The following is a 25907-nucleotide window of genomic DNA, read 5'->3' as shown; positions in this document are numbered from 1 at the left end:
GAAAAGGCCCTGAAATGATGAATTTACCGCAAAAATGTGAAATATCTGCGAATTGGCAAGAATCGCCATCTGTAAATTTCATAAAACAATTGTGGATTTTATGGGCCTGGTCTTTATAATCATGCCATTTAGTACTTATCCTTGTGGGATCAAACACGATGACTGACTTAGTTCAGCAGTTGGCAAAAGAACTTGCCGTACGTCCAAATCAGGTAGAAGCTGCCATCAAACTCATTGATGAAGGTGCCAGTGTTCCTTTTATTGCACGTTACCGTAAAGAAGTAACGCAGGGCTTAGACGATACGCAACTTCGCCAGCTCGATACACGTTTAGCGTATTTGCGTGATTTGTTTGAACGCCGTGAAAAAGTGATTGAATCACTAAAGGAACAAAATAAATTATCTGATGATTTATTGGCACGTGTGAATGCGGCTGAAACTAAAAATGCCTTAGAAGAAATTTACGCGCCGTACCGTCCAAAACGTACCAGCAAATCTTTTAAAGCCAAAGAAGCCGGCTTGGGTCCAATCGCAGAGAAAATCTTTGCAGAAGCGATTGATCCAGCAGAAGCGCTTGCAGGCTTTAGCCATGAAGATTATCCAGACCTGGAAAGCCAGCTCGATGCCATTCAGCACATTTTAATTGATGACTGGGCGCAAAATATTGCACTCACCACAGAACTGAAAGCAACCTTTGCCAAAACCGCTGTGCTGAAAAGTCTGGTGGCCAGTGATGAGAAAAAAGAAGTTGGTAAAAAATTCCGTGATTACTTCGATTTCTCTGAAAGCCTGAACAAAGTACCATCGCACCGTTTGCTGGCCATGCTGCGCGGCCGTCAGGAAAACGTGCTGGGCTTAAAAGTTGATGGTGAAGATGAAGCACCACTGGCACGTATTGAAACCGAATACAATTTAGATGCCGTGCAGCCACAAGCGCGTCAGGACTATTTAAAGCAGACCGCAAAACTGTTCTGGCTGGGTAAAGTTCGCCCGACCATTGAGCATTCCTTACTGACTGAAAAACGTCTGGCGGCTGAAGCAGAAGCAATGCAGGTGTTTGCTGAAAATCTCCGTCATCTGCTGCTGTCTGCACCTGCTGGCGCACGTACGACGCTGGGCGTTGACCCGGGCATCCGTACCGGTGTGAAACTGGCGGTAGTGAATGAATCAGGCGATGTATTGGCGCACAGCACTATTTATCCATTTGCACCAAAAGATGATAAAGCCGGTTCATTAACGGAACTGGCGCGTCTTTGCCGTGAATTTAACGTCGATTTAATCGCGATTGGTAACGGTACCGCAAGCCGTGAAACTGAAGCGTTAGTGGCTGAAATGATGGCCGCGAATTCTGACCTGAAACTGACCCGTGTATCAGTGTCTGAAGCAGGTGCTTCGGTTTATTCAGCTTCTGAACTGGCTTCACAAGAACTTCCAGAACTGGATGTGTCGATTCGTGGTGCAGTATCCATTGCCCGTCGTTTACAAGATCCATTGGCAGAGCTGGTGAAAATTGATCCGAAATCAATTGGTGTGGGTCAGTATCAACACGATGTGAACCAGACTGGTTTGGCCAAAACCCTGGAAGCAGTGGTGGAAGACTGTGTGAACTCGGTAGGTGTGGATGTGAATACGGCATCTGCAGCAATTCTGGGTTATATCGCCGGTCTGAACAAATCTATTGCTCAGCAAATCGTGGATTTCCGTAAGGAAAATGGCCGTTTTGATAATCGTCAGGCCCTGAAAAAAGTGCCACGTTTAGGTGAGCGTACTTTTGAACAGGCGGCAGGTTTCTTGCGTATTCAAAATGGTTCTGAGCCTTTAGATGCCTCTGCGGTGCACCCGGAATCGTATGCGCTGGTGTCTAAAATTGTGGAAGCCAAAGCGACTACAGTCAAAGATATTATTGGCAATACTGAAATTATCCGTCAGGTCAATGCAGAAGAATTTGTAGATGACCAGTTTGGTTTACCAACCATTCAGGACGTGCTGAGCGAACTTGAAAAGCCGGGCCGTGACCCGCGTCCGGAATTCCGTACTGCCAAATTCCGTGATGATATTACCGAAGTATCGCAATTGTCTGAAGGCATGCAGCTAGAAGGTGTGGTCACCAATGTCACCAACTTCGGTGCCTTTGTAGATGTCGGTGTACATCAGGACGGTTTAGTCCATATTTCTGAACTGGCCAATGAATTCGTGTCTGATCCGCATAAAGTGGTGAAACCGGGTCAAATTGTTCAGGTGCGTGTTTTAACGGTAGATGTTGAGCGTAACCGTGTGAACCTGTCGATGCGTCCGGAAGGTGCTGCTGCAGCGAAAGCGCCACGTCAGCCACGCCGTGACCAAAATGAACAGCGTACTGAACGTAAGCCGCAGGGTAAACGTCCGCAACAGGCGCGTCCGCAGGGTGATCGCCCTCAGGGCAAAAAGCCGCAAGCGGCCAAACCACAAGACAATAAGATTGGTGGTTTAGGTGCATTGTTATTACAAGCCGGGATTAAAGGTTCGAAGTAATCTTCAGCTCTTAAAAAAACCTCTCAATTGGGAGGTTTTTTTATTGCCCTATTTAATTGACCATCGGCACAATCCAGCTACATAAAATCAGCATAATGCCCAAATGCCCCAGCTTGCGGGTAAAACTCACCAGTGGCGTAGGCGGCTGTTCCAGCTGTTTGGCATATTCCTGCAAACTCAGCTTATTGGCAGCTTTACTGGAAAATAAAAACACACCTAAATCAATACAGATCAGAATCGTGCCCACATCGGCAATCAATTCCATCAGCTCATAATCCTGATGATATAGCGCCATCGCCACCTGATAGCCCAGAAATAGGGCAAAGGCAAAACACCCATATTGCAGAATAAGGGAAAAGGTCCGCATAGTCTTACTTTAACTGTTCAAAATGAGGGGTTTTATAACATAAAAAGACCTGTCATTAGACAGGTCTTTAAAAAGGATTATTTTACCAGTGTTCACCCGGGAACAAACGGGCATACGCTTTTTGTACCCAGTTCAGCTTTTGTGGCTGACCCACCGAAGCCGATGAACTTGGGAACAGGTTATAACCAATCGACATCAGCTTGTTGTTAATATCCGGTGCAATCGCATAAGTAATTGAAGCCAAACGGCCTAAATGCGTGGCAATTTTTTTCGGACGTTTAACAATGGCATAGCAGATTAAATCGGCAGCCTGTTCTGGTGAAAGGGTAGGGACATATTTATACATCTTGGTCGGTGCGATCATTGGAGTACGCACCAGGGGCATATAAATGGAGGTAATTGCAATATTATGTGAATGTACTTCGGCCGATAGACAGCGGCTAAAAGCATCCAATGCGGCTTTAGAGGCAACATAAGCCGAGAAACGGGTCGCATTGGCCAATACGCCAATCGAGCTGATGTTAATAATCTGGCCGCTACGACGTACCATCATTTGTGGCAGGATATTCATCACCAGACGCACTGCACCAAAATAATTCAGCTGCATGGTGCGTTCAAAATCGTGGAAACGGTCTAAAGATTCATGCACGGCACGACGGATTGAACGTCCGGCATTGTTAACCAAAATATCAATATGATCGACAGACGCTAAAATATCTTTTGAAGTCTGGTCAATGGCTTCCCAATCGTTTAAATCACACGGGAAAATAGATGCTTTGCCACCTTTGGCTTCAATCTCTGCTTTGACCTGCTCCAGGGTTTCCTGGGTACGTGCCACCAGCAGCACATGCGCTCCCGCCTCTGCCAGACGATAAGCGGTGGTCAGTCCGATACCACTGGATGCACCGGTAATCAGTACGGTTTTTCCATTTACTTTTTTCTTGAAAAGTTTCTCTAGTTTTGCCTTCACACTCGTATCCCTGCTTGATTAAAAGATCAGACTCAATGGTCTTTGTTATTTGAATTTTTGCGCCCAATCTCATTGGTTCGGGCTGTTATGATGGGCATTATAATAACCGAAGTTTAAAAAAAAGCTATAAAATAAGTGCTTGAAATTGAAAGTTATTTTAGAGTAATTGCTCTAATGGGGTGTTTTGGTGGATTGGTAAATTCTGCTTAAAATTTTTCGACAAAGCAAGTCCTTGTTTCTATGTTTAAAAAGCAAAAAGTCTGCCATTGCAGCGCAAAAGCAGACCGTTTGTCGTGAAATTGCAATAATTAGACGCTAGCCAGTGCCTGCTCCAGATCAGCAATCAAATCATCAATATGTTCAATGCCAATCGACAGGCGCACCATATCTTCACTTACCCCCGCCGCTTTCAGCTCTTTATCATTTAATTGTCGATGCGTTGTTGTAGCCGGGTGGCAGGCCAGACTCTTGGCATCGCCAATATTGACTAAACGGGTAAACAGTTGCAGCGCATCAATAAAGCGGGTGCCGCCTTCACGGCCATCTTGCACACCAAAGGATAGAATCGCAGACGGTTTGCCTTTAACATATTTTTGCGCCAGCGCATGTTGTGGATGATCTTTTAAACCGGCGTAATTGACCCATTTCACTTTAGGGTGCTGCTGCAAATATTCCGCCACTTTTTGGGCATTTTCGGTATGACGTTCCATGCGCAGGCTTAAGGTTTCCAGTCCTTGTAGAATCAGGAAAACATTATGTGGGCTAATCGCTGCACCAGTATTGCGTAGCGGCACCACGCGGGCGCGGGCAATAAAGGCCGCTTCGCCCAAGGCTTCGACATAATTCACCCCGTGATAGCTTGGGTCAGGGGTATTTAGAGATTTAAAACGTTCAGGATATTTACCCCACGGGAATTTACCGCTATCGACAATAATTCCACCAATCGAAGTGCCATGGCCGCCAATATATTTGGTCAGTGAATGCACCACAATATCGGCACCAAAATCAAAGGATTTTTGCAGCACCGGTGTGGCCACCGTGTTATCCACCACCACCGGAATGCCATATTCATGCGCAATTTGGGAGATGGCTTCTAAATCAATAATATTGCCGAGCGGATTACCAATGGATTCCACAAAAACCAGTTTGGTTTTGTCATCAATTAGTTCGCGTAAGGCTTCCGGGTTCTGATAATCAAAGAAACGGACTTCGACGCCCTGTTTGGGCAACGTATGTGCGAACAGGTTGTAGGTACCGCCATACAGGGTTGAAACTGATGCAATATTATCGCCGGCTTCGGCCAGAGTCTGAATGGTATAGGTAATTGCCGCCATCCCCGAGGCCAGTGCCAGCGCACCAATCCCGCCTTCGAGCGCTGCCACGCGTTGTTCCAGCACTGCCGTGGTCGGGTTCATGATACGGGTATAAATATTGCCTTGTACTTTTAAATCGAACAGATCGGCACCGTGCTGGGTATTGTCAAAGGCATAAGAGGTGGTCTGGTAAATGGGTACTGCCACAGCTTTGGTGGTCGGTTCAGGGGTGTAGCCAGCATGAATGGCCAAAGTTTCAGCTTTATACGTCATTTTTCGTTCATCTTGCGTGAGTTATATTTTGATCAAGTGTAGCAGGTCTATTTATGAAATAAAGAGGGAAATATCTGCAATAATTATCTTTAAATTTCATAAAGACGCCCTCATTTTAAAATTTCAACGGCGGATAAGGCTGCAATGTATGCCTGAATTTTGGGCACTTTAAAGAGTTGTAACAAAGCGTGGAAGATGAGGCCGATCCCTTATCTTTTTCTGGCTTTCAGGTATAATAGCCGATTATTTTTTCGCTCATTTGAGTAGGGGTGGCGGTTTTGCCCCCGAAATTGGTTTTTCTATTGAGGAGTCCTACGTGGCCCAATATATTTATACGATGAACCGAGTGTCGAAGATGGTTCCGCCGAAGCGCGAAATCTTAAAAGACATCTCTTTATCATTTTTCCCAGGCGCAAAAATTGGTGTGCTTGGTCTAAACGGTGCAGGTAAATCGACCTTGCTTCGTATTATGGCGGGCGTAGATAAAGATTTCTCTGGTGAAGCACGTGCACAGCCAGGAATTAAAATCGGCTACCTTGAGCAAGAACCACCGCTCGATCCAACCAAAGACGTTCGTGGTAACGTGGAAGATGGCGTACGTGAAGCGCTTGATGCATTGGCGCGTCTGGACGAAGTATTCGCTGAATATGCAGCTGAAGATGCAGACTTTGATGCGCTTGCAAAAGAGCAGGAAAAGCTGGAAGCCATTATTCAGACTTGGGATGCGCACAACCTGAATAACCAGCTGGAGCAAGCCGCAGCGGCATTAAACCTGCCAGCATGGGATGCAGATGTGACTAAGCTTTCAGGTGGTGAGCGCCGTCGTGTGGCACTGTGCCGTTTGCTATTGTCTAAACCAGACATGCTGCTGCTGGACGAACCGACGAACCATTTAGATGCTTCATCTGTAGCCTGGTTAGAACGTTTCTTAAAAGACTTCCCGGGCACCATCGTGGCGATTACGCACGACCGTTACTTCCTTGATAACGTTGCCGAGTGGATTCTGGAGCTTGACCGCGGACATGGTATTCCATATCAAGGCAACTATTCGTCTTGGTTAGAGCAAAAGAACGCGCGTTTAGAGCAAGAGCAGAAGCAGGAAGAATCTTTTGCGAAGGCATTGAAAAAAGAACTTGAATGGGTTCGTTCAAATGCTAAAGGTCAGCAAAAGAAAAACAAAGCGCGTATGGAGCGTTTTGAAGAGCTGAACTCACGCGAATTCCAGCAGCGTAACGAAACTTCTGAAATCTACATTCCACCTGGTCCACGTTTGGGTAACAAGGTGGTTGAGGTTGAAGGCATCAGCAAGTCATTTGGTGATCGTACCCTGTATAAAGATTTAACCTTCACTGTACCACCTGCAGCAATTGTCGGTATTGTGGGTGAGAACGGTGCAGGTAAAACCACACTGTTTCGTATGATGACTGGTGAAGAGCAGCCAGATACCGGTACGGTAACACTGGGTGAATCGGTTAAAGTCGCTTACGTGGGTCAGATTCGTGACACGCTAGATGACAACAAAACCGTGTGGGAAGAAGTGTCTGGCGGTTTAGACATCTTACGTATTGGTGAATACGAAATTGCGTCACGTGCTTATATTGGTCGCTTTAACTTTAAAGGCCAAGATCAGCAAAAACGTGTTGGTCAATTGTCAGGTGGTGAGCGTAACCGTTTACAACTGGCAAAAATCCTGCAAATGGGCGCTAACGTCATCTTACTCGATGAACCGTCAAACGACCTGGACATCGAAACTTTACGTGCGCTTGAAGATGCAATTCTGGTCTTCCCGGGTACCGTGATGGTGATCTCGCATGACCGTTGGTTCCTAGACCGTATTGCAACGCACATCTTGTCATTCGAAGGTGAAACCCCTGAATTCTTCACTGGTAACTATGCGGAGTTCGAAGAATACCGTCGTAAACGTGATGGTGATGACCTGATTACCAAGCGTCAGAAATATCGCAAAATTGGTGGTTAATTCCTAATTTGGATATAAAGAAAACCAGCCTTCGGGCTGGTTTTTTGATGCAGTTTGAATAGAGAGCTATAAAGAGATGGGTATTATCCTGGTCGCGCTATATAGATATAGAAGGAAGGCGTGTAGCGATCGCAGGAAGTGTGCAATACTTTTAGCACTTCATTGAAGGAGATGATTTTTTACCTTTTTATAATCATGGGCTGGCGTTGGGAGCTATCCTGATCAACGCCAGATGCAGCTTTGTTTGAATCAATGAGAAAAATCAGATTTCCCACTCATGGTTGCATTCGCGGCATTTCCATTTCTTCTGGTTTTGCATAAAAGCCTGCATTGAAATTTTAAAATCTGGCAAATCACGATAGAACATGAAGCCAGCAATTAAACAGATCACAAAGACAATTACGGTTGCTGTTTGCAGGGTAGTGCCCGCACCATCACCAAAAATCCACATTGCAATACTAATCAGCACCAGCAGCAATAAAATAAAAATGGCTGGAATCAGAAATACCAGGCTTTTTGGCACCACCGGACGTGGAGCTGCTTGGCCTGCTTGCGCAACAGGCATGATTTTCGGGCTTTGACACTTCGGGCAACGGTATTGCATTACAACTCCAAAATTCTAATCTGTGGTTTATTTTAATCGGAATACATCAGAAAGCAAAAAAGCACAGCAAAATAAAACAACAGGCAATAAAAAACCCAAGTCATAATGCTTGGGTTTTTTATCAGATCACTTTAAAAGTGAGCTTAAATATGGCGTCCCTACGGGGATTCGAACCCCGGTTACCGCCGTGAAAGGGCGATGTCCTAGGCCTCTAGACGATAGGGACTTATTGAGGCAACACAATTATGAAACCATGGTGGAGCCAAGCGGGATCGAACCGCTGACCTCTACAATGCCATTGTAGCGCTCTACCAACTGAGCTATGGCCCCAGTCTGTGTGAGCGCTATATTATGAAGATAATGCTCACACGTCAACAAAAAACTGCATTAACTTGCATCAACTGCATCATTTTTCGGCAATTTTAAGCTTTCATTGAGTTTTTCCCAAGCTTTTAGCTCTTTTTTGCTTGGTCCGCCCACAATTTCCAGCGCATGGCGCAGGCGGGCAAAAGTTAAATCCGGACCAATAGTGACCATGGTCTGCATCACTGGCGTAGAGGCAGTTGAACCGGCAATGGCAATAAAGAATGCCGGCATAAAGTCGCGCAGTTTAATTTCCATTTGTGCGGCCAGGTCCATTAAGGTCTGGCTCACGGTGTCATTGTTCCAGGTGAACAGACTTTCCAGACGCCAGATGGCAAACTGCAAGCTTTGACGAACCTGTTCTTCAGACAGTTTTTTACTTTCAAACTGTTCTTTTGAAAGTGTCGGGAAATGGTTGAAGTAGTGCGCAGACCAGTTCACGGCTTCAGATAATAAGTTGATACGTGGCTGAATCGCGGCAGCAATTTCTTCCAGTTTGGCACGATCAGCTTTCCAGGCTAACAAGGTATCCAGCAGTTCAGCCGGAGAAAGGGCTTTAATCCACTGACCGTTGAGCCAGTTCAGTTTTTCCACATCAAAGATTGGACCGCCCAAAGACACACGGTTGATGTCAAAGTGTTCAATCATTTCTGCCAGGGTGAATTTTTCACGCTCGTCTGGCATTGACCAGCCCATGCGGCCCAAATAGTTCAGCAAGGCTTCTGGCAGTACGCCAATGTCTTTATAGTAGTTGATTGAAGTCGGGTTCTTGCGTTTTGACAGTTTGGATTTGTCCGGGTTACGCAGCAGCGGCATGTGGCACAGTACTGGCATATCCCAGCCAAAGTATTGATACAGCAACTGATGTTTTGGTGCTGATGGAATCCATTCTTCACCACGAATGACGTGGGTGATTTGCATTAAATGGTCATCGACCACGTTGGCTAAATGATAGGTTGGCAGGCCATCAGTTTTCAGCAGAATCTGCATGTCGACTTGCGCCCAAGGAATTTCCACTTCACCGCGCAGCATGTCGTTAAATTTGCAGATGCCTTCGGTTGGAATTTTCATGCGGATTACATGTGGTTCGCCTGCCGCCAGACGACGCTGAACTTCTTCGGCAGAAAGCTGTAAACCGCGACCGTCATAACGTGGAGATTCGCCACGTGCTTGCTGTTCAGCACGCATCTGGTCCAGTTCTTCTGCAGTCGCGAAGCAGTAGAAGGCATGACCTTTTTCAACCAGTTCCAGGGCATACTGTTTATAGATGTCCATACGCTCCGATTGACGGTATGGCGCATGTGGGCCACCCACATCTGGACCTTCTGACCAGTTCAGGCCTAACCAGCGCAAAGAATCAAGAATCATTTGTTCAGATTCAGGGGTCGAGCGCAGCTGGTCGGTATCTTCAATACGCAAAATAAACTCGCCGCCATGCTGTTTGGCAAAGCACAGGTTAAACAAGGCAATATATGCAGTGCCTACATGCGGAAAACCGGTAGGAGAAGGAGCAATACGGGTACGAACAGTCATAATCAGTAATGAGTCAGAATGTAAATTGGAATCTATTATAACGAAAAAGCCTGATCACTTAATGCTTTATTCTGCATTCGATGATCAGGCTGCAACAGCACGCGGCTTGAGGGGGAGTCAGTCGCGCGCAGGTTCAGTTCAATCCGGTTAATTAAGACTGGTTCGAGCTGAAGAAGGATTGTACAAAACGGCTAAAACGCTGGTTTTGTGAAGCAAAGAAATTCTGGGTTGGCGCTGCTTTAATTGACGTCATCATTTTCAGGTCATTATCGGCTTGCAGCTTGTCTGTTTTGGTGGTGCCTAACTGTTCTTTTTGCTGCAACAGGGCTTTTTCAATGAGGGAAGGTTTTGCTGGCGTCATTTTCACCGCAGTATGGGTATTTTTAACCACTGCCGTATGGCTGGTTTGTGCCATCAGGCCCAATCCTAAACTTAAACACAGTACATAGACTGACTGTTTCATCCTGATACTCCCCCAAACTGGTTTTGGATTTAATTTTTTTACGTTGTGGCTACTATATAACCACACATAAAATGTAAAAAGTAAGAACTGCATCACAATTTTTACAAAAATATAAAAAATGTCAGGCTGCTGGTTACTTCTATTCACATTTCGCTGTTGAGTACATGTTTTAGCAAATAACTGTGAAGAGAAAGTGAAGATCAGCAACAAAACTTATCTTATATCATATTTTTTTATATATAATTATGCAAGTTTCGCATTTTATTGATATGTAACTGGGTATTTAGGTGAATGGATCAAGCGCGGGCTATCTCATCTTAATCTTGCTTTAAATCAGCACGGTTTGCCAAGCGTCTGAAAGCCGGGTTTATTCATATTTTTGAATATCTATTCCATAAAAAGCTATAACCTGATTTTGGCCCATCGGTTATGCTGCTTTTTAAAAGAAAAACAAATGATTAAAAGAAAAAATTGCCCATCTTAAAACGAAAGTAAAAATTTTTCTGAATTGCGATTTATGATTTTATTTCATATAGTTAGCATTAATGTAGATAACCTATTTGTGCTGTCATGAAATCTCAAATTAAAGCTTTATTTTCAGCGGCTTTGCTGGCAACCGGCCTTGCAGCAACAGTCAATTCTGCCCAGGCAGCAGATCGTCAATTTTTAAACGTGTCTTATGATGCAACACGCGAATTCTATGATGAATTTAATGCCTCATTTGGTGATTACTGGAAAAAACGCACCGGTTTAAGCGTGAATTTCAAGCAGTCCCATGGCGGTTCAGGCAAACAGGCGCGTTCAGTGGTCGATGGCCTGAAAGGTGATGTGGTGACTCTGGCACTGGCCAACGATATTGAAGAAATCGTCAGATCGGGCCAGATCCAGCCGGGCTGGCAAAAAGAGTTCCCGCATAACTCGGCACCATATACCTCAACTATCGTATTTATGGTGCGTAAGGGCAATCCAAAGCACATCAAAGACTGGACCGATTTAACCAAACCGGGTGTACAGATTATTACCCCAAACCCGAAAACCGGCGGTCTGCCACGTTGGGTATACCTGTCTGCATGGGGCTATGCATTGAAACAGCCGGGCGGCAATGAAGCCAAAGCCAAAGATTTTGTCAGCAAGATGTATCACAACGTTAAAGTGATGGACTCTGCAGCACGTGCCTCAATGACCACTTTCGCAGAACGCGGCATTGGCGATGTACTGCTGACCTGGGAAAACGAAGCGCTGGTGACCCTGAAAACACTGGGTAAAGACAAGTTTGATATTGTTTATCCATCGATGTCGATTTTAACCGAGCCTTCAGTGGCAATTGTTGACCGTACCGTAGAGCGCAATGGCAACAAGTGGCTGGCAACCGGTTATATCAACTATTTATATTCACCGCTGGGACAGGAAATGGCAGCCAAACATTTCTATCGTCCACGCAATGAAAAGGTACTGGCCAAGTATGCGCATCAGTTCCCGAAACTGAAAACCTTCACCATTGATGAAGTATTTGGTGGCTGGGCCAAAGCGCAGCAAACCCACTTTGCGAACGGCGCCATCTTCGACCAGATTTATAGCAGCAAACGTTAATTGTCTGCATACTGGTTAAAAAATAAATTCAAACAGCCTCCTTGTGAGGCTTTTTGAATATTTGGCAAAATCACAAAACGGTTTTCTCTATGAAAAGTAATATTTCTGTACAAAAAGTCGTTTGGAGCTTTGTCAAAACAAGGTAATAATGTGCAGTTAAATTTTGGCTGTATTGATTGAATCCTTATGTCGCATATTTCTGTATTACTCCACGAAACTGTTGATGCCTTGCTGGCAGAACGCAATACAGGAATTTATGTCGATGGCACCTTTGGTCGCGGCGGGCATACCCGTTTATTGCTGTCCAAATTAGATGAACATGCGCGTGTGTATGCCTTTGATAAAGACCCACAAGCCTTAGCGGTTGCAGCAGAACTGGAACAGCAAGATCCGCGGTTTAAAATTATTCATGCCAGCTTTGCCGATTTAAAGCAGGAACTGGCCGCACGTGGTATTGAACAGGTCGATGGCGTGATGGCCGACCTGGGCGTATCTTCTCCGCAGCTGGATCAGGCTGAACGCGGTTTTAGCTTTATGCAGGATGGCCCGCTGGATATGCGTATGGACAACTCGCAAGGTGAAACCGCGGCAGAGTGGCTGCTGCAGATTGAAGAAGAAGCACTGGCCAATATTATTTTTAAATATGGCGAAGAACGTTATAGCCGCCGTATAGCTAAAGCCATTAAAAACGCCGGTTTGATTGAAACCACCGGCCAGCTGGCCGAAATTGTAAAAACTGCCCATCCAAAATGGGAAAAGCATAAACATCCGGCAACGCGAACATTTCAGGCCATTCGTATTGCTATTAATAAAGAATTAGAAGATATTGATATTTTCTTGCCTCAGGCCGTGGAAGTGCTGAAGCCTGAAGGCCGTCTGGCGGTCATTAGCTTCCACTCTTTAGAGGACCGTTTGATTAAACAGTTTATTCAAAAAGAATCAAGCTTGGCAGAAGATACCGGTTGGGGGCTGCCGCAAGTACAACAAGATACCCGCCGTTTAAAAAAGATTGCTCGTATCCGTGCGAGTGAAGAGGAAGTCAAAGCCAATCCGCGTTCACGTAGTGCGTGGCTGCGTGTGGCTGAAAAGTTAGCTTGAACAGGCGAAGAATGAAAACCAAAGCAGTTGAAAACAATACAGAACAGTCACGACTGAAAAAAATAGTCATCTATTTGATTTTGTTGGCCCTGGTGTTTATCAGTGCGCTCATGGTGGTCTTTCAGGTGTTTGAATATCGACATGATTATCGTCAGCTCAGTTCTTTTATGCGTGAGCGCGATGATCTCAATGCCGAGTGGGGCCGTCTGCTGATTGAACAGCAGACCTTTGGTGCCACCGCCCAGATCGGGACACGTGCCGTAACCCAGTTACGCATGTATTCACCACCCACCGCACAAACTGTGGTGATTTCATTGCCGACGACTTCAGAACAGAAACAATAGGGCTGGCTGTACATGGTAAATTCGCGTAAGAAGCAAACAGGTAAAAAACAGCAGTCTGTTACCCAAAAAAGCAGTTTAAATGTCGATATGTGGCGCTTCTACCTGATGTGGGGAACGGTGCTGCTGGTCTTTGTGGCGCTGGTCTGCCGGGCCTTTTATGTGCAGATTATCAATCATGATTTTCTGCAGAATAAGGCCAATGCCAATATTCTAAGAACTGAAAAACTCAAAGCCATGCGCGGCGTGATTTACGACCGGCATGGCGTGCCTTTGGCGATTAGTACCCCCATCATGAAAGTGGTGATTGATCCGCGTGATTATTTTGAGGCCAAAGAGCTGTATGACGACACCATGGCCGAGCTGGCCAAAGACCCGAATAACCGCAAACTCAAGCGTCAACTGCCCAATAAAAACCTGAATCTGGATGAACTGGCCGATGCGGTGGGCATGGACCGTCAGGAATTGCATCAGAAAATGCATGAGCGTCCGCGTTCGCGTTATCTGGTGCTGCAAAAAGAAGTACCGCCACAGCAGGCGGAGCTGATCCTGAAGCGCAACTTCCAGGGTGTCTATACCGAGAAAAACTATAAGCGTTATTATCCGCAGCCACAGCCGAATGCCCAGATTATTGGCCTGACCAATAGTGAAGGCACCGGGATTGAAGGTCTGGAAATGCAGCTGAACAGCCGTCTGGCTGGGGTCGATGGCGAACAGCAAATTATCCGTGATAAACGTGGTAACCGGGTTAAAGATCCGGAAGTGATTAAAGAAGTCGAGCACGGTGAAAATATCACTTTAAGTATCGACTCGCGCCTGCAATACATCATGTATCGTGAACTGACCGCTGCCGGCGTGGCCAATAATGCCCGTTCTGCCACAGCCATTGCAGTCGATGTGAAAACCGGTGAAATTCTAGCCATGACCAGCTGGCCATCGTATAACCCGAATGACAAAAAGGGCCTGGAGAACAAAGATGCCATGCGTAACCGCGGGGCAGTCGATTCCTTTGAGCCGGGCTCGACCATGAAGCCATTTACCGTGGCCATGGCGCTGGAAAGTGGTAAATATTCGGCCAATACTGTGGTCAATTTAGGGGGTGGTTCGATGCGTGTTGGTAACCATACCATCCGTGATACCCGCAATTATGGCAATTTGACCCTGGCTGGCATTATCCAGAAATCGTCTAACGTCGGCGTGGCGAAAATTGCCCTGTCTTTGCCCTATCCAACCTTGCCCACCTTCTATAAACGCTTGGGCTTTGGCCAGCGTTCGGCTGTGAAATTCCCGGGTGAAAGTGCCGGCCTGATTTTACCGCCAAGCAAGTGGAATGTCTCTGAAGTGGCAACCATGTCCTATGGTTATGGTCTGAATGCGACCGTGCTGCAACTGGTCGATGCCTATGCCATGATTGCCAATCAGGGCAAAAAACTGCCGCTGAGTCTGTATAAGTTGGAAGGCGAAGTGCAGGGCGAGCAGATTCTTGACCCGAAAATTGCCGAGCAGGTTCTGCTGATGATGGAAGCGGTGACTTTACCGGGCGGTACGGCGCGTCAGGCCAATATTCCGGGTTATCGTGTTGCCGGTAAAACCGGTACCGCACATAAATTGCGTGCCGACCGCAAAGGCTATTCGCAAAATGAATACCGCGCCCTGTTTGCCGGAATTGCACCGGTCAGTGACCCGCGTCTGGCCATGTTTGTGGTGGTAGAAAACCCGACCGGTCAATACTATGGCGGTCTGGTCGCTGCGCCAGTGTTTGCACGGGTGATGCAGGAATCCTTACGTTTAATGAATGTACCTTTAGATAAACCTTTAGATACAGCACAAATCCAGTAAATAGGTGATGAATGTCCATTACATTTCAAGATCTTTACACCGTTGAGCATGTTGCTGGATGGAGGTCACAACCCTTTGCAGGCTTCAGCTTAGACAGCCGCAAAGTTACAGCAGGGCAAATTTTTATTGCCCTGACCAGTTTTTCGCAGCCTGAAAAAACCGTCCAGTTTGCCGAAGCAGCGTTGGCACGTGGCGCGTTGGCGGTGATTGCAGAAACCGATTTGGGTCTGCCGAATCAGCTGATCGTACCGGAGGTACGTCACTTAATGGGGCAGTGGCAAAAACAGTATCTGCATGCCACGCAGCCGCTGCAGGCTGCACGTATTCTGGCGGTTACCGGTACCAATGGCAAAACCACCATCGCCCGTCTGATGGCAGAACTGCTGATGTTACAGCGCAAACCGTGTGCGGTGATGGGCACCACCGGCAATGGCATTTTGCCGAATCTGGAAGCCTCTTCGCATACCACGCTAGATGCCTTACAGCTCCAGCAGGCCCTGCACAGCTATGCCCAGCAAGGCGCTGAATTTGCGGCAATTGAAGCCAGTTCACACGGACTGGAACAGGGTCGTTTAAATGGCTGTAGCATTGAAATTGCCGTGTACAGCAACTTAAGCCGTGACCATCTGGATTATCATGGTACGCTGGAGGCCTATGCTGAAGCCAAAGCCGCGCTGTTCCGTTTTGCCAGCTTAAAAGTGGCGGTCATTAACCTGGATGATGCCTTTGCTGAAGTTATGCTGACCGCCGCGCGTCAGAATCCGGCACAACCAAAAATCCTGACTTATTCCACCACGCAAGCGGCGGATTATCAGGTGCAGAATATCGAATACAGTCTGGCTGGTGCGCAGTTTGAACTGATCAGCGCCCAGCAGCGTTATCGTGTACACAGTCCGTTACTGGGCCATTTTAATGTGGAAAATCTGGTGGCCAGTCTGATTGCCGTTGAGCAGGCCGGATTTGACTTGTCGGATTTAATTGCCAGCGCGCCACAGCTGCAAGGTGCACCGGGACGGATGCAGGTGATTCGTGATGGCGAACGTCTGTTTGTGGTCGATTATGCGCATACACCAGATGCCTTGAAACAGGTGTTAATTACCCTGAAACGGCATGTATCGCAGCAGCTCTGGGCTGTCTTTGGCTGTGGCGGCGATCGTGATCGCGGCAAACGTCCGTTAATGACCCAAGCCGCGCTAGAGCAGGCCGATATCGCCTTGCTCACTTCGGACAATCCACGGACTGAATCGCCTGACCAGATTTTTGCTGACATGCAGCAGGGCATTGATTTTAGCGGCCACAGCTATCATGAAATCCGTGATCGTCGTGAAGCGATCAAGTTTGCGGTGAAGCAGGCCCAGCCGGGCGATATCGTGGTGATTGCCGGTAAAGGTCACGAAAATTATCAGGAAATTGATGGGGTGCGACACTGGTTTGATGATGTCGTTGAAGTACAGGCTGCAATTGATGCCCAGCATCATGCTACCAGCTCTGCTTATCCCGCCTAATCAGGAATTCTTATGCATACTTCAACCACCAGTACTGCGGTCCTAACGCCGTGGAGTGCAGCACAGTTACAACAAGCCACCCAGGGTTATTGGCTAAATGATCGCGCACCAAGCACTGAAATTAAGCGGATTTTAACTGACTCCCGTCATGCCGAAGCCGGCGATGCTTTTCTAGCACTGAAAGGTGAGCGTTTTGATGCCCACGATTTTGTGGCACAGGTGGCAGCCAGCGGCTGTCAGGTGGCGCTTGTCAGCCAGCCGGTCGATGCCGATATTTTTCAGTTGGTGGTGCCGGATACCCGCTTGGCACTGGGTCATTTGGGTGCTTATCGTCGTGCTCAATATCCCGATCTGAAAGTAATTGCCTTGACCGGTAGCAGCGGTAAGACCACCACCAAGGAAATGCTGGGCAGTATTTTATCGCGTCTGGCGCCGACCTTAATTACCCGCGGTAACCTGAATAATGATTTAGGCGTACCGATGATGTTGCTGGAGCTGCGTCCGGAACATCAATATGCGGTGATGGAGCTTGGGGCCAGCCATCAGGGTGAAATTGATTATACCTCACAGCTGGTACAGCCACAGGTAGCCGGGATCATTAATATCGGCACCGCACATCTGGGCGAGTTTGGTGGTCGTGACGGCATCTGCCGGGCCAAATCTGAAATTTATGTGCATATTGTGGCAGATGGATGTTCGATTGTACCGGCCGCAGATGATTTTGCTGACTCGATCCGTCAGGCGGTTCGCACTGAACAGTGCCTCAGCTTTGGTAATGGCGGTGATGTGTTTGCCACCGACATTCAACTCCAACCCCAATCGGCCCGTTTCCAGTTGCATACCCCGCAAGGCGTGCGTGCAGTCGATTTACCGTTTGCTGGTGAACATAATATCCAGAATGCTACAGCCGCAGCGGCGTTTGCGCTGGCGATTGGCATTGGTCTGGATGATATTGTTGTCGGACTGGAACAGGCCCAAGGTGCCAAAGGTCGTCTGAATTTTATTCAGCACGGTGCGCATCTGTTGATTGATGATACCTATAATGCCAACCCGACCTCAATGCGGGCGGCCGGTGAAGTGCTGGCGCAGCAGGAGGGGATTCGGGTCATGGTCATCGGTGATATTGGCGAGCTGGGTGCATCGGCGGCAATTGAGCATTATAAGCTCGGCCGAGATCTGGTGTCGCTCAAAGGCCTGAACTTTGTGGTGGCGGTGGGCGAGTTTGCTCCGGCCAGCCAGGAAGGGGCACGCAGTACCCAATACGGCAAAAAACTCCAGGCCTTTTTGAATCAGGAACAGGCCTTGCCATTTTTAATTAGTCTAGTCGAAACACATCAACCTCAGTCCATGAGTTTCCTGTTCAAAGGTTCTCGTTATACCCATATGGAAACGTTGATGACTGCATTGATGGAGAAACTTTAAATGCTGTTATGGTTGTTTGAACAGCTTGCGGGCTATCACAGCTCGTTTCAGGTGGTTCGTTATTTAACATTACGTTCATTGCTGAGTGTCCTGACAGCGCTCGGGATTGGTCTTTTGCTTGGACCTGTGATGATTCGTAAGTTACAGGCATTAAAATACGGTCAGGCAGTCAGCTCGTTTGCGCCAGAAGGGCATGCGAAAAAAATGGGTACCCCGACCATGGGCGGTGTGCTGATTTTACTGTCGATTGGGATTTCGACCCTGCTCTGGGCCGATCTTTCCAACCCCTATGTCTGGATTGTGCTGGCGGTTATGGTGATCTTCGGTGCGGTTGGCTGGGCCGATGACTGGATTAAAATCCGCTATAAAGACAATGCCGGACTACCGGCACGCAAGAAGTTCTTCTGGACTTCGGTGGCCTCTTTGGGCGCAGGTATTGCGCTGTACTATATTGCCACACAGCAGCCGAACCCGGCGCAAACCGCCGATATGCTGGATGTCTTAATTCCGTTCTTTAAAGATTTCAGCATTCCGTTATCCATGATTCCACTGGGTATTGGCTTTATTATTTTCACCTATCTGGTGATTAATGGTGCTTCCAATGCGGTGAACCTGACTGATGGTCTGGATGGTCTGGCGATCATGCCAATTGTACTGGTTGCGGCCGGTTTAGGTGTATTTGCCTATCTGGCCGGTGATGTGCGCTTTGCCGATTATCTGCATATTCCTTATGTCAAATACGCCTCTGAACTGGTGGTGATCTGTGCCGCCATGATTGGTGCCGGTCTGGCCTTCCTCTGGTACAACGCGCATCCGGCGCAAGTCTTTATGGGTGATGTCGGTGCTTTATCGTTAGGCGCGATGCTCGGCACAATTGCGGTGATGGTGCGTCAGGAAATCGTCTTTGCGATTATGGGTGGCGTGTTTGTGGTTGAGGCGATATCGGTCTTCCTGCAAATCGGCTCACTGCGGATGCGTAATAAACGCGTGTTCTTAATGGCGCCGCTGCATCATCACTATGAAAAGAAAGGCTGGCGTGAAACCCAGGTGGTGATTCGTTTCTGGATTATTACAATTATGCTGGTGGTTTTAGGCTTAATGACCTTAAAATTGCGCTAAGCAAATTGAACTGAAAAGTCGGCGCTTGCCGGCTTTTTTTATGGCAGCAAGCTTGGGAGAAAAACATGAACCTGCTGATGTGTCCTGTCTGTCGTCAGCCCTTAAGCCTGACCGACCGAACATGGCGCTGTGACAACAAGCACAGTTATGATGTGGCCAAACAGGGCTATGTCAATTTGCATGTGGTGCAACATAAGCACAGTAAAAATCCGGGCGATACTCCGGAGTCTGTACAGGCGCGCCGGGCATTTTTAAGTGCAGGACACTATGCACCGCTGCAGCAGGCGGTGGTAGAGAAAATTCGCAGCCTGCGTATTGAAAACCTGCTTGATATTGGCTGTGGGGAAGGCTATTACACCAACGCCATGCAGGCTGAAGTGCTGCAATGTGTGGGCGTCGACATTGCCAAAAATGCAGTACAAGTGGCCGCCAAACTGAATAAAGACGTGACCTGGGTGGTTGGAACCGGTGCGACTTTGCCGGTTTTGGATAAATCAATTGATCTGTGTACCAGTCTATTTAGCCCAATTCCGAAAGAGGAAATTCTGCGGGTGTTGAAACCGGAAGCTTATCTGATGGTGGTAACCCCGGGACCGCAGCATCTGTTTGCGATGCGCGAAGCCTTGTTTGAAGAAGTTAAAGCGCATGAACCGCAGAAGTTTGTGGAACAGCTAAAAGATGCGTTTGACTTGGTCAGTGAAGATGTGGTTGATGCAGCAATGTGCTTAAATCAGAGCGATTTAAAACATCTGATTGCGATGACGCCATATGCCTATAAGGCCAAACCGGAACGCCGTCAGGCGCTGGAGCAGCAAGATCAGTTCCCGCTGAATGCGCAATACCAGATGTATCTGTTTCAGAAAAAGTAAGTGTTTAGTCCTAAAAAAAGCCCTCAACTGAGGGCTTTTTGTTGTGCGTTTATAAGACTTCATCAATCAGGTTTTCAATCGCATCAGGGCGAGAATTCTGCTGCTGATTTTGCGCTGGTTGTTGCGGCTGTGCCGGTTGCTGTGGCTGCATTGGTGGTGGAGTCGCCTCATCCGGAATCAGGATTTCCTCACCCGGCAAATCATCAAAATCATGCTGTGGCGCAGGCGCGACCGGTGCCGGCGCAGGACGATACAGCGGACGGGCCAATGGCGGTGATGAACGATAGCGCTGCTGCAACTCCTGCTCCATGCTGTCATTGCTGGCACTATCGCGGCTTAGCTGGTTGCCTTTACGGTCCAGACTGACCCAGGCTTCCGGTGTACCTTGCAGGGCTTTACCCATAAACTCGGTCCAGATCGGCAGGGCTGCGACACCGCCATATTCACGACGACCCAAAGTCGTTGGCTGGTCAAAACCGACCCAGGAAATGGTCACCAGTTTACCATTAAAGCCGGCGAACCAGGCATCTTTGGCATCGTTGGTGGTTCCGGTTTTTCCACCAATATCATTACGGCCAATACGCAGGGCAGCGCGTCCGGTACCGTACTGAATCACATCACGTAGAATATTGGCCATATCATAGGCCGAGCTGGATTTTAAAATACGCTGTGCCTGACGATACTGGCTGCGTTCAATCTTGTTGGCTGGCGCTGCATCTGCAGTTTGGATTGACTGATTGGTGACTTCAATCACTTCATCATCTGGCGTTTTTACTTCAGCTGTTTCAGGATTTTTTTCATCTTCACTGATACAGGCAATGCAGGCATATTCAGGATTGGCCTGATAGATGGTTTTGCCATACGCATCTTCAATACGCTGAATAAAATGCGGTTGTACCCGATAACCGCCATTGGCAAAGGTGGCATAGCCGGTGGCCATTTGCACCGGCAGCACCTGTGGCGTACCTAAGGCGATGGTGTAGTTACGCGGAATCTGGTCTTCCTGCAAGCCAAAATCCATAAATAGTTGGCGGGTACGGTCCAGACCGACGGTTTGAAGTAAGCGGACTGAAACGGTATTTCGAGATAAATACAGCGCACGGCGTAAAGGAATCATGCCCAGATAACGGCCATCCGAGTTACGTGGTGACCATTTGCCAATGGTAATTGGGCTGTCATTGAGCATGGTATGCGGAGTCATGCCGCGTTCCAGCGCCATCGCATAAACAAAGGGTTTGATAATTGAGCCTGGCTGGCGCCAGCCTTGCAAGGCACGGTTAAAGGTCGATTGATAAAAGTTATAACCGCCGACAATGGCTTCAATCGCGCCATTGTTTGGGTTAATTGCAATCAGCTGCCCCTGAACTTTGGGAACTTGCACCAGTGACCAGGAACTTTTGTTCTGGTTGGGGCGTAAACGGACAATATCGTTAACTTTGACAATTTGAGCTGCCCGGTTTGGTGCTGCGCCAACACTATTGGCATTGCGATAGGGACGCGCCCAGGACATGCCAGACCACGGGACAGTGACGGTAGAGCCATCCTGCATCAGAGCTTCAAAAGAATTGTTCAGGACTTTGGTGACTTGTGCGGGATAGGTATTGGCAAAGGCACGAAAGTCACTCAGTGGCTGGTCATGCGCTTCGGCACCGCGCCAGCCATGACGGCGGTCATATGCTTCTAGACCATTTTGCACCGCCTGTTCGGCATAAGCCTGACGTTTACTGTCAATGGTGGTGTAAACCTTATAACCAAAATCAACCGCCTGCTTGCCGAATTTTTTGACCAGTTCAGCTCGGACCATTTCCCCAACATAGGGGTGAATATTACTGATACTGCGATCCGGCATATCCAGGTTAATTGGCTCGGCAATCCCACCCTGATATTCATTCTGGTTGATATAACCGAGTTGCAGCATCCGGCCCAGAATCCAGTTGCGACGTTCTAAGGCACGTTCCGGATTGACCACTGGATTGTAACGTGATGGCGCTTTTGGCAGACCCGCAATCATCGCCATTTGCGCAATACTCAGTTCTTCCAAGCTTTTGTTATAGTAAATTTTGGCTGCTGCCGCGATCCCATAAGCATTTTTACCGAGAAAGATTTTATTGACATACAGGGTCAGAATTTCTTCTTTGGACAGGTTCTGTTCAATTTTTCGGGCTAGAAAAATTTCAGTCAGTTTGCGTCTTAAAGTGCGTTCCGGGCTTAAATAATAGTTCTTGGCCACCTGCATGGTAATGGTCGAGCCACCGGTTTGCACATTAGAACCGGTCACCGCTTCACTCACCGCACGGCCTAGGCCTTTAAAGCTGATGCCGCTATGTTCGAAAAAGGCCGAATCTTCAGCCGCTAAAAAGGCATAGATAAACTTTTCGGGAATCTGGTTGTACTCGACAGGTACAGAAAGTTTGCCACCATACTCTGCAATTAACTGATTATCCGTGCTATAAACTTGTAAAGGCTTCAAAAGAGGCGCTTTTTTTAGAGTGGTCATTTCCGGCAAAGATGGGGCAATATAGAGATACATGCCATAAAAACCCATCGGAATGGAAACTAACACAATAATTATGAGCAAAAAAAATGGATGAACACGGCCCGAACAAGATAGCTTTTTCATAACAAGTAAGTTTTAATAAGAGCTAATGGCAAACTAATTGCTGGTCAGTATAGCCTTTACCCATACGGATTGTTAGATGAGTTATTGTATCCGTACAAAAATATAGACCACAAAGCAACTTAGTGAATGGCATTTTTTTTGGGGATAAAAAAATAATAGGAAAAACTTATTGTGCGCAGGTTATATCGTAAACCGAGTAAGGGGTTAATAGGTGTAGATATTAGTTCTACTTCTGTTAAGTTATTGGAGCTCTCTGTAAAGAATGATCGTTACTGGGTGGAAAGTTACGCCTTGGTACCGCTCCCAGAGGGCAGTGTGGTTGAGAAAAATATTCTGAATCCTGAAGCTGTAGGGGATGCGCTCGAGCGTGCCTTTAATTTGGCCAATACACCGACAACAGCTGCCGCTTTAGCGATTCCAACCTCAATGGTAATTAGCAAGACCATTGAGATGGATGCCGATATGACGGATGATGAACGTGAAGTTCAAATCCGGATGGATGCAGAGCAATATATTCCTTTCCCATTAGATGAAGTCAGTCTGGACTTTGAGGTACTGCCTGATCGTCTGGCCAATCCAAACCGGGTCAATGTCTTGCTGGTGGCGACACGACTGGAAAATGTCGAGAGTCGCTGTGAAGCGATTGAACTGGCCGGTTTAACCCCAAAAGTGGCAGATGTTGAAAGCTTTGCCATTGAAAATGCCTTTAAAGTCTTCGCTGATACCTTGCCGATGGGGGTAAATACCATTGGTGTGTTAGACATTGGTCATACTATGACCACGCTGTCGGTACTCAAAGACAATAAAATTATTTATACCCGCGAGCAAGTCTTTGGTGGCAAGCAGCTGACCCAGGAAATCCAGAACCGTTATGGTCTGTCCTTTGAAGAAGCCGGCCGCGCCAAGAAAAGCCGTACCTTGCCAGATGATTACGATGTTGAAGTGCTGGAGCCATTCCTTGAGGCGGTGGTGCAGCAGGCGGCACGTTCGCTGCAGTTCTTCTTCTCCTCATCGCAGTTTAGTGAAATTGACCATATTCTGCTGGCCGGTGGGAATGCCAATATTCCGGGCCTGGCCAAGCTGCTGCAGCAAAAACTGGGTTACCGCGTCACCATTGCCAATCCGTTTTTACAGATGGGTTTCTCCTCCAAAATTGATATTAAAAGAATTGAAAGCGATGCCTCTTCATTGATGGTGGCATGTGGCTTGGCATTGAGGAGTTTTGATTAATGGCAAAAATTAACTTACTCCCTTGGCGTGATGAGCTAAGAGAAAAACGAAAAAAAGAATTTATTGCGGTTTGTATTGGGGCTGCATTAATTGGGGTGCTGGCCGTGACGCTGGCATGGTTCTATTACAATCATAAACTGCAGGATCAGGAACAGGCCAATCAGCTGGTGGTCAGTACCAACCAGAATCTGGATGTACAGTTAAAGTCGCTGGAAGGCCTGCAAGAGCAGCGTAATGCCATTGTCGAGCGTATGAAGCTGATTCAGGGTCTGCAAAGTCAGCGTCCGGTCGCGGTACGTTTGGTCGATGAGCTGGTCCGCGTTACCCCAAGTAGCATGTATTTGACCAAAGTGGCCCGTATTGGCAATAAATTTACCTTTGAAGGCAAGGCCGAAAGTCCAAACACGGTAGCAGAGTTCCTGCGTAATCTGGAAGCATCGCCATGGTATCGTAACGCTTTCATGAATTCTTTCTTGGCCGTTGAAGAAAATAAAAACAAGGCACCAAGTTCGGTTGTTCCACGGGTAGAAGAAAGCTATGGCAGCTTCGTGGTAACGGCAGATTTGGATGAAATTGCACTTCCAGGCACAGCACCTGCGTCTGGTACTCAAGCAACAGCGGGGGCAGTACAATGAGTCTCGATCAATATGAAGAAATGAATCAGGATCCTGTTGCTGCGCCAAAGAAAAAAATGACGCTGGATAAATTCCTGCAGCAATGGAATACCTTGGATCCGAATAACTATGGCAGCTGGCCGTTTTCCGTCAAGCTGACCATCTGGATCTTTATCATTATTTTAATTGCCATCCTGGGCTATTTCCTGGCCATCAAGCCGAAGCTGGATGCAATTTCCAATGCGCGTGCACAAGAGCAGAATCTGCTGAATGAGTTTCGTGAAAAAGATTCCAAACTGCGTAATTTGCAGCAATATCAGGCGCAGTTACAGGAAATGGAAGCCAACTTTAACCAGCAGCTACAACAGTTGCCAAAAGAAACCGAAATTCCAGGTCTGGTTGAAGATGTCAACGTTACGGGCGTGAACTCAGGCCTAAGATTTAAAAATATCCGTCTGGAAAATGAAATCAAGCAAGAGTTCTTTATCGAGCAGCCAATTTCGATTGAAGCCACCGGTGATTATCACGCTTTTGGTTCTTTTGTCAGTGGTACAGCCGCTTTACCGCGAATTGTGACCATGCATGATTTCACCATTACTGCCGGTGAAAACAAGGAAAAGAAAACCGATATTCCACAAATTACCTATGTCGCGAAAGCCAAGACCTATCGCTATGTCGGGAATACCGATGCACAGGCAGGGAATAGCACGACTCCAGCCACAGGAGCAGCACAATGATGAAATTTGAAAAACTTTCGTTGGTTCTGGTGTTGGGCCTACTGGCTGCAGGCTGTGATTCACGTATTGATGCCGTGAATGCACAAATGGCAGAAATCCGTAATCAGCCGCCGTTGCCGATTGAGCCGGCACCGACTTTTGAGCCAGCACCTGTATTTAACTATGCAGCACATCAGCTGAAAAGCCCGTTTATGCCAAGTTCTCTGGCGGCCGAGCTAAAGATTATGGCGGGTAAACGGGTTTATCCAAACCTGTCGCGCCAGTTGCAGCCTTTAGAAAGCTATGCACTGGAAACTTTAAGTATGAAAGGTAGCATGCGCGGGCAACGCGGCGAGATTCTGGCCCTGATTCAAACTCCAGATGGGGAAATTGAACGGATTCAGCGCGGCAGCTATATGGGCTTGAATCATGGTCGGGTCATCAATATTACGCCGACACAAATTGACTTAATTGAGATTATTCCAGATGGTCGCGAAGGGTATGTTGAACGTCCAAGAAGTCTAGTACTGATTGGGCCGGCGCCATAAATTAAAGGAATAAAAATGAATA

Annotated in this window: 19 protein-coding genes, 2 tRNA genes and 2 pseudogenes; 14 read left to right on the top strand and 9 right to left on the bottom strand. The window is 47.4% G+C overall.

Annotated features, from left to right (window positions below):
- Positions 1-158: 158 nt before the first annotated feature.
- Positions 159-2510, top strand: coding sequence for a Tex family protein (locus FTU67_RS05445; protein ID WP_180048596.1), 2352 nt, complete (start codon positions 159-161; stop codon positions 2508-2510).
- A 52-nt stretch (positions 2511-2562) separates the two neighbouring features.
- On the opposite strand, the gene FTU67_RS05440 is transcribed toward FTU67_RS05445, so the two are convergent.
- From FTU67_RS05440 to FTU67_RS05430, 3 genes are all read right to left on the bottom strand, one after another.
- On the bottom strand, positions 2563-2877 hold the full coding sequence (locus FTU67_RS05440) for a hypothetical protein (protein WP_005180556.1): 315 nt from the start codon (positions 2875-2877) through the stop codon (positions 2563-2565).
- Between the two features lie 82 nt (positions 2878-2959).
- Positions 2960-3847: an SDR family NAD(P)-dependent oxidoreductase gene (locus tag FTU67_RS05435; RefSeq protein ID WP_005180554.1), complete on the bottom strand. Its 888-nt coding sequence runs from the start codon at positions 3845-3847 to the stop codon at positions 2960-2962.
- Between the two features lie 308 nt (positions 3848-4155).
- On the bottom strand, positions 4156-5433 hold the full coding sequence (locus tag FTU67_RS05430; protein WP_180061505.1) for an O-acetylhomoserine aminocarboxypropyltransferase/cysteine synthase family protein: 1278 nt from the start codon (positions 5431-5433) through the stop codon (positions 4156-4158).
- A 316-nt stretch (positions 5434-5749) separates the two neighbouring features.
- Here FTU67_RS05430 and ettA point away from each other — a divergent pair, with 316 nt between their 5' ends.
- On the top strand, positions 5750-7411 hold the full coding sequence (gene ettA, locus FTU67_RS05425) for an energy-dependent translational throttle protein EttA (RefSeq protein WP_005180550.1): 1662 nt from the start codon (positions 5750-5752) through the stop codon (positions 7409-7411).
- A gap of 262 nt (positions 7412-7673) precedes the next feature.
- Here ettA and FTU67_RS05420 read toward each other — a convergent pair whose 3' ends face one another.
- The 5 genes from FTU67_RS05420 to FTU67_RS05400 all read right to left on the bottom strand — a co-directional run bounded on the left by FTU67_RS05420 (position 7674) and on the right by FTU67_RS05400 (position 10374).
- On the bottom strand, positions 7674-8015 hold the full coding sequence (locus tag FTU67_RS05420; protein WP_005180548.1) for a hypothetical protein: 342 nt from the start codon (positions 8013-8015) through the stop codon (positions 7674-7676).
- 150 nt (positions 8016-8165) lie between these two features.
- A tRNA-Glu gene (locus FTU67_RS05415) sits at positions 8166-8241 on the bottom strand.
- Positions 8242-8269: 28 nt separating this feature from the next.
- A tRNA-Ala gene (locus FTU67_RS05410) sits at positions 8270-8345 on the bottom strand.
- Between the two features lie 57 nt (positions 8346-8402).
- The gene (gene gltX / locus FTU67_RS05405) at positions 8403-9911 is read right to left on the bottom strand and encodes a glutamate--tRNA ligase (protein ID WP_104500009.1); all 1509 of its coding nucleotides are present in this window, start codon (positions 9909-9911) and stop codon (positions 8403-8405) included.
- Positions 9912-10062: 151 nt separating this feature from the next.
- Positions 10063-10374, bottom strand: coding sequence for a hypothetical protein (locus FTU67_RS05400; RefSeq protein WP_005180544.1), 312 nt, complete (start codon positions 10372-10374; stop codon positions 10063-10065).
- 570 nt (positions 10375-10944) lie between these two features.
- Between FTU67_RS05400 and FTU67_RS05395 the strand changes: the two genes are divergently transcribed.
- From FTU67_RS05395 to FTU67_RS05360, 8 genes and pseudogenes are all read left to right on the top strand, one after another.
- Positions 10945-11964: a sulfate ABC transporter substrate-binding protein gene (locus FTU67_RS05395; protein ID WP_005180543.1), complete on the top strand. Its 1020-nt coding sequence runs from the start codon at positions 10945-10947 to the stop codon at positions 11962-11964.
- 186 nt (positions 11965-12150) lie between these two features.
- Positions 12151-13062: a 16S rRNA (cytosine(1402)-N(4))-methyltransferase RsmH gene (rsmH, locus tag FTU67_RS05390; protein ID WP_005180541.1), complete on the top strand. Its 912-nt coding sequence runs from the start codon at positions 12151-12153 to the stop codon at positions 13060-13062.
- 11 nt (positions 13063-13073) lie between these two features.
- Positions 13074-13406 carry a cell division protein FtsL gene (gene ftsL, locus FTU67_RS05385; protein ID WP_180061504.1) on the top strand — a complete coding sequence of 111 codons (333 nt, stop codon included), beginning with the start codon at positions 13074-13076 and terminating at the stop codon, positions 13404-13406.
- 12 nt (positions 13407-13418) lie between these two features.
- Positions 13419-15250 (top strand): annotated as a pseudogene (ftsI, locus tag FTU67_RS05380) (penicillin-binding protein PBP3).
- A 3-nt stretch (positions 15251-15253) separates the two neighbouring features.
- Entirely contained in the window at positions 15254-16747 is a 1494-nt protein-coding gene (locus tag FTU67_RS05375; protein WP_180061503.1) for a UDP-N-acetylmuramoyl-L-alanyl-D-glutamate--2,6-diaminopimelate ligase, read from the top strand.
- 12 nt (positions 16748-16759) lie between these two features.
- Positions 16760-18169, top strand: coding sequence for a UDP-N-acetylmuramoyl-tripeptide--D-alanyl-D-alanine ligase (murF, locus tag FTU67_RS05370; protein WP_180061502.1), 1410 nt, complete (start codon positions 16760-16762; stop codon positions 18167-18169).
- Positions 18170-19288 (top strand): phospho-N-acetylmuramoyl-pentapeptide-transferase, encoded by a 1119-nt coding sequence (gene mraY, locus FTU67_RS05365; protein WP_005180530.1) that lies wholly within the window; start codon positions 18170-18172, stop codon positions 19286-19288.
- A 65-nt stretch (positions 19289-19353) separates the two neighbouring features.
- Positions 19354-20157: a putative RNA methyltransferase gene (locus FTU67_RS05360; RefSeq protein WP_168395902.1), complete on the top strand. Its 804-nt coding sequence runs from the start codon at positions 19354-19356 to the stop codon at positions 20155-20157.
- A 354-nt stretch (positions 20158-20511) separates the two neighbouring features.
- Here the strand turns inward: FTU67_RS05360 and ponA are convergent.
- A pseudogene (gene ponA, locus FTU67_RS05355) lies at positions 20512-22777 on the bottom strand (penicillin-binding protein PBP1a); the annotation flags it as partial.
- 171 nt (positions 22778-22948) lie between these two features.
- Between ponA and FTU67_RS05350 the strand changes: the two are divergent.
- The 4 genes from FTU67_RS05350 to FTU67_RS05335 are packed head-to-tail and all read left to right on the top strand — an operon-like array spanning position 22949 to position 25885.
- On the top strand, positions 22949-24007 hold the full coding sequence (locus FTU67_RS05350; RefSeq protein WP_016658445.1) for a pilus assembly protein PilM: 1059 nt from the start codon (positions 22949-22951) through the stop codon (positions 24005-24007).
- A complete protein-coding gene (locus FTU67_RS05345; RefSeq protein ID WP_180057351.1) occupies positions 24007-24642 on the top strand; it encodes a PilN domain-containing protein in 636 nt (211 codons plus the stop codon). The genes FTU67_RS05350 and FTU67_RS05345 overlap by 1 nt, the downstream gene beginning before the upstream one ends.
- Complete coding sequence (locus FTU67_RS05340; RefSeq protein WP_104498104.1) at positions 24639-25358, top strand: type 4a pilus biogenesis protein PilO; 720 nt, start codon at positions 24639-24641, stop codon at positions 25356-25358. The genes FTU67_RS05345 and FTU67_RS05340 overlap by 4 nt, the downstream gene beginning before the upstream one ends.
- Positions 25358-25885, top strand: a complete 528-nt coding sequence (locus FTU67_RS05335; protein ID WP_045795346.1) for a pilus assembly protein PilP — start codon at positions 25358-25360, stop codon at positions 25883-25885. Before FTU67_RS05340 ends, FTU67_RS05335 begins: the two co-directional genes overlap by 1 nt.
- Positions 25886-25907: the final 22 nt, after the last annotated feature.

The sequence above is a fragment of the Acinetobacter sp. YH12132 genome (assembly GCF_013418645.1).
GTDB classification, from domain to species: domain Bacteria; phylum Pseudomonadota; class Gammaproteobacteria; order Pseudomonadales; family Moraxellaceae; genus Acinetobacter; species Acinetobacter indicus.
Note: the sequence above shows the minus strand (reverse complement) of the source record. Positions and strands in the feature narration are given on the sequence as shown.

Coding starts and splice junctions, on each gene's coding strand:
- FTU67_RS05340 (WP_104498104.1), top strand. CDS start 24,639: ATGAGTCTCGATCAATATGAAGAAATGAATCAGGATCCTGTTGCTGCG.
- FTU67_RS05360 (WP_168395902.1), top strand. CDS start 19,354: ATGAACCTGCTGATGTGTCCTGTCTGTCGTCAGCCCTTAAGCCTGACC.
- FTU67_RS05395 (WP_005180543.1), top strand. CDS start 10,945: ATGAAATCTCAAATTAAAGCTTTATTTTCAGCGGCTTTGCTGGCAACC.
- FTU67_RS05345 (WP_180057351.1), top strand. CDS start 24,007: ATGGCAAAAATTAACTTACTCCCTTGGCGTGATGAGCTAAGAGAAAAA.
- FTU67_RS05400 (WP_005180544.1), bottom strand. CDS start 10,374: ATGAAACAGTCAGTCTATGTACTGTGTTTAAGTTTAGGATTGGGCCTG.
- mraY (WP_005180530.1), top strand. CDS start 18,170: ATGCTGTTATGGTTGTTTGAACAGCTTGCGGGCTATCACAGCTCGTTT.
- gltX (WP_104500009.1), bottom strand. CDS start 9,911: ATGACTGTTCGTACCCGTATTGCTCCTTCTCCTACCGGTTTTCCGCAT.
- rsmH (WP_005180541.1), top strand. CDS start 12,151: ATGTCGCATATTTCTGTATTACTCCACGAAACTGTTGATGCCTTGCTG.
- FTU67_RS05420 (WP_005180548.1), bottom strand. CDS start 8,015: ATGCAATACCGTTGCCCGAAGTGTCAAAGCCCGAAAATCATGCCTGTT.
- FTU67_RS05445 (WP_180048596.1), top strand. CDS start 159: ATGACTGACTTAGTTCAGCAGTTGGCAAAAGAACTTGCCGTACGTCCA.
- FTU67_RS05335 (WP_045795346.1), top strand. CDS start 25,358: ATGAAATTTGAAAAACTTTCGTTGGTTCTGGTGTTGGGCCTACTGGCT.
- murF (WP_180061502.1), top strand. CDS start 16,760: ATGCATACTTCAACCACCAGTACTGCGGTCCTAACGCCGTGGAGTGCA.
- FTU67_RS05440 (WP_005180556.1), bottom strand. CDS start 2,877: ATGCGGACCTTTTCCCTTATTCTGCAATATGGGTGTTTTGCCTTTGCC.
- FTU67_RS05375 (WP_180061503.1), top strand. CDS start 15,254: ATGTCCATTACATTTCAAGATCTTTACACCGTTGAGCATGTTGCTGGA.
- ftsL (WP_180061504.1), top strand. CDS start 13,074: ATGAAAACCAAAGCAGTTGAAAACAATACAGAACAGTCACGACTGAAA.
- FTU67_RS05430 (WP_180061505.1), bottom strand. CDS start 5,433: ATGACGTATAAAGCTGAAACTTTGGCCATTCATGCTGGCTACACCCCT.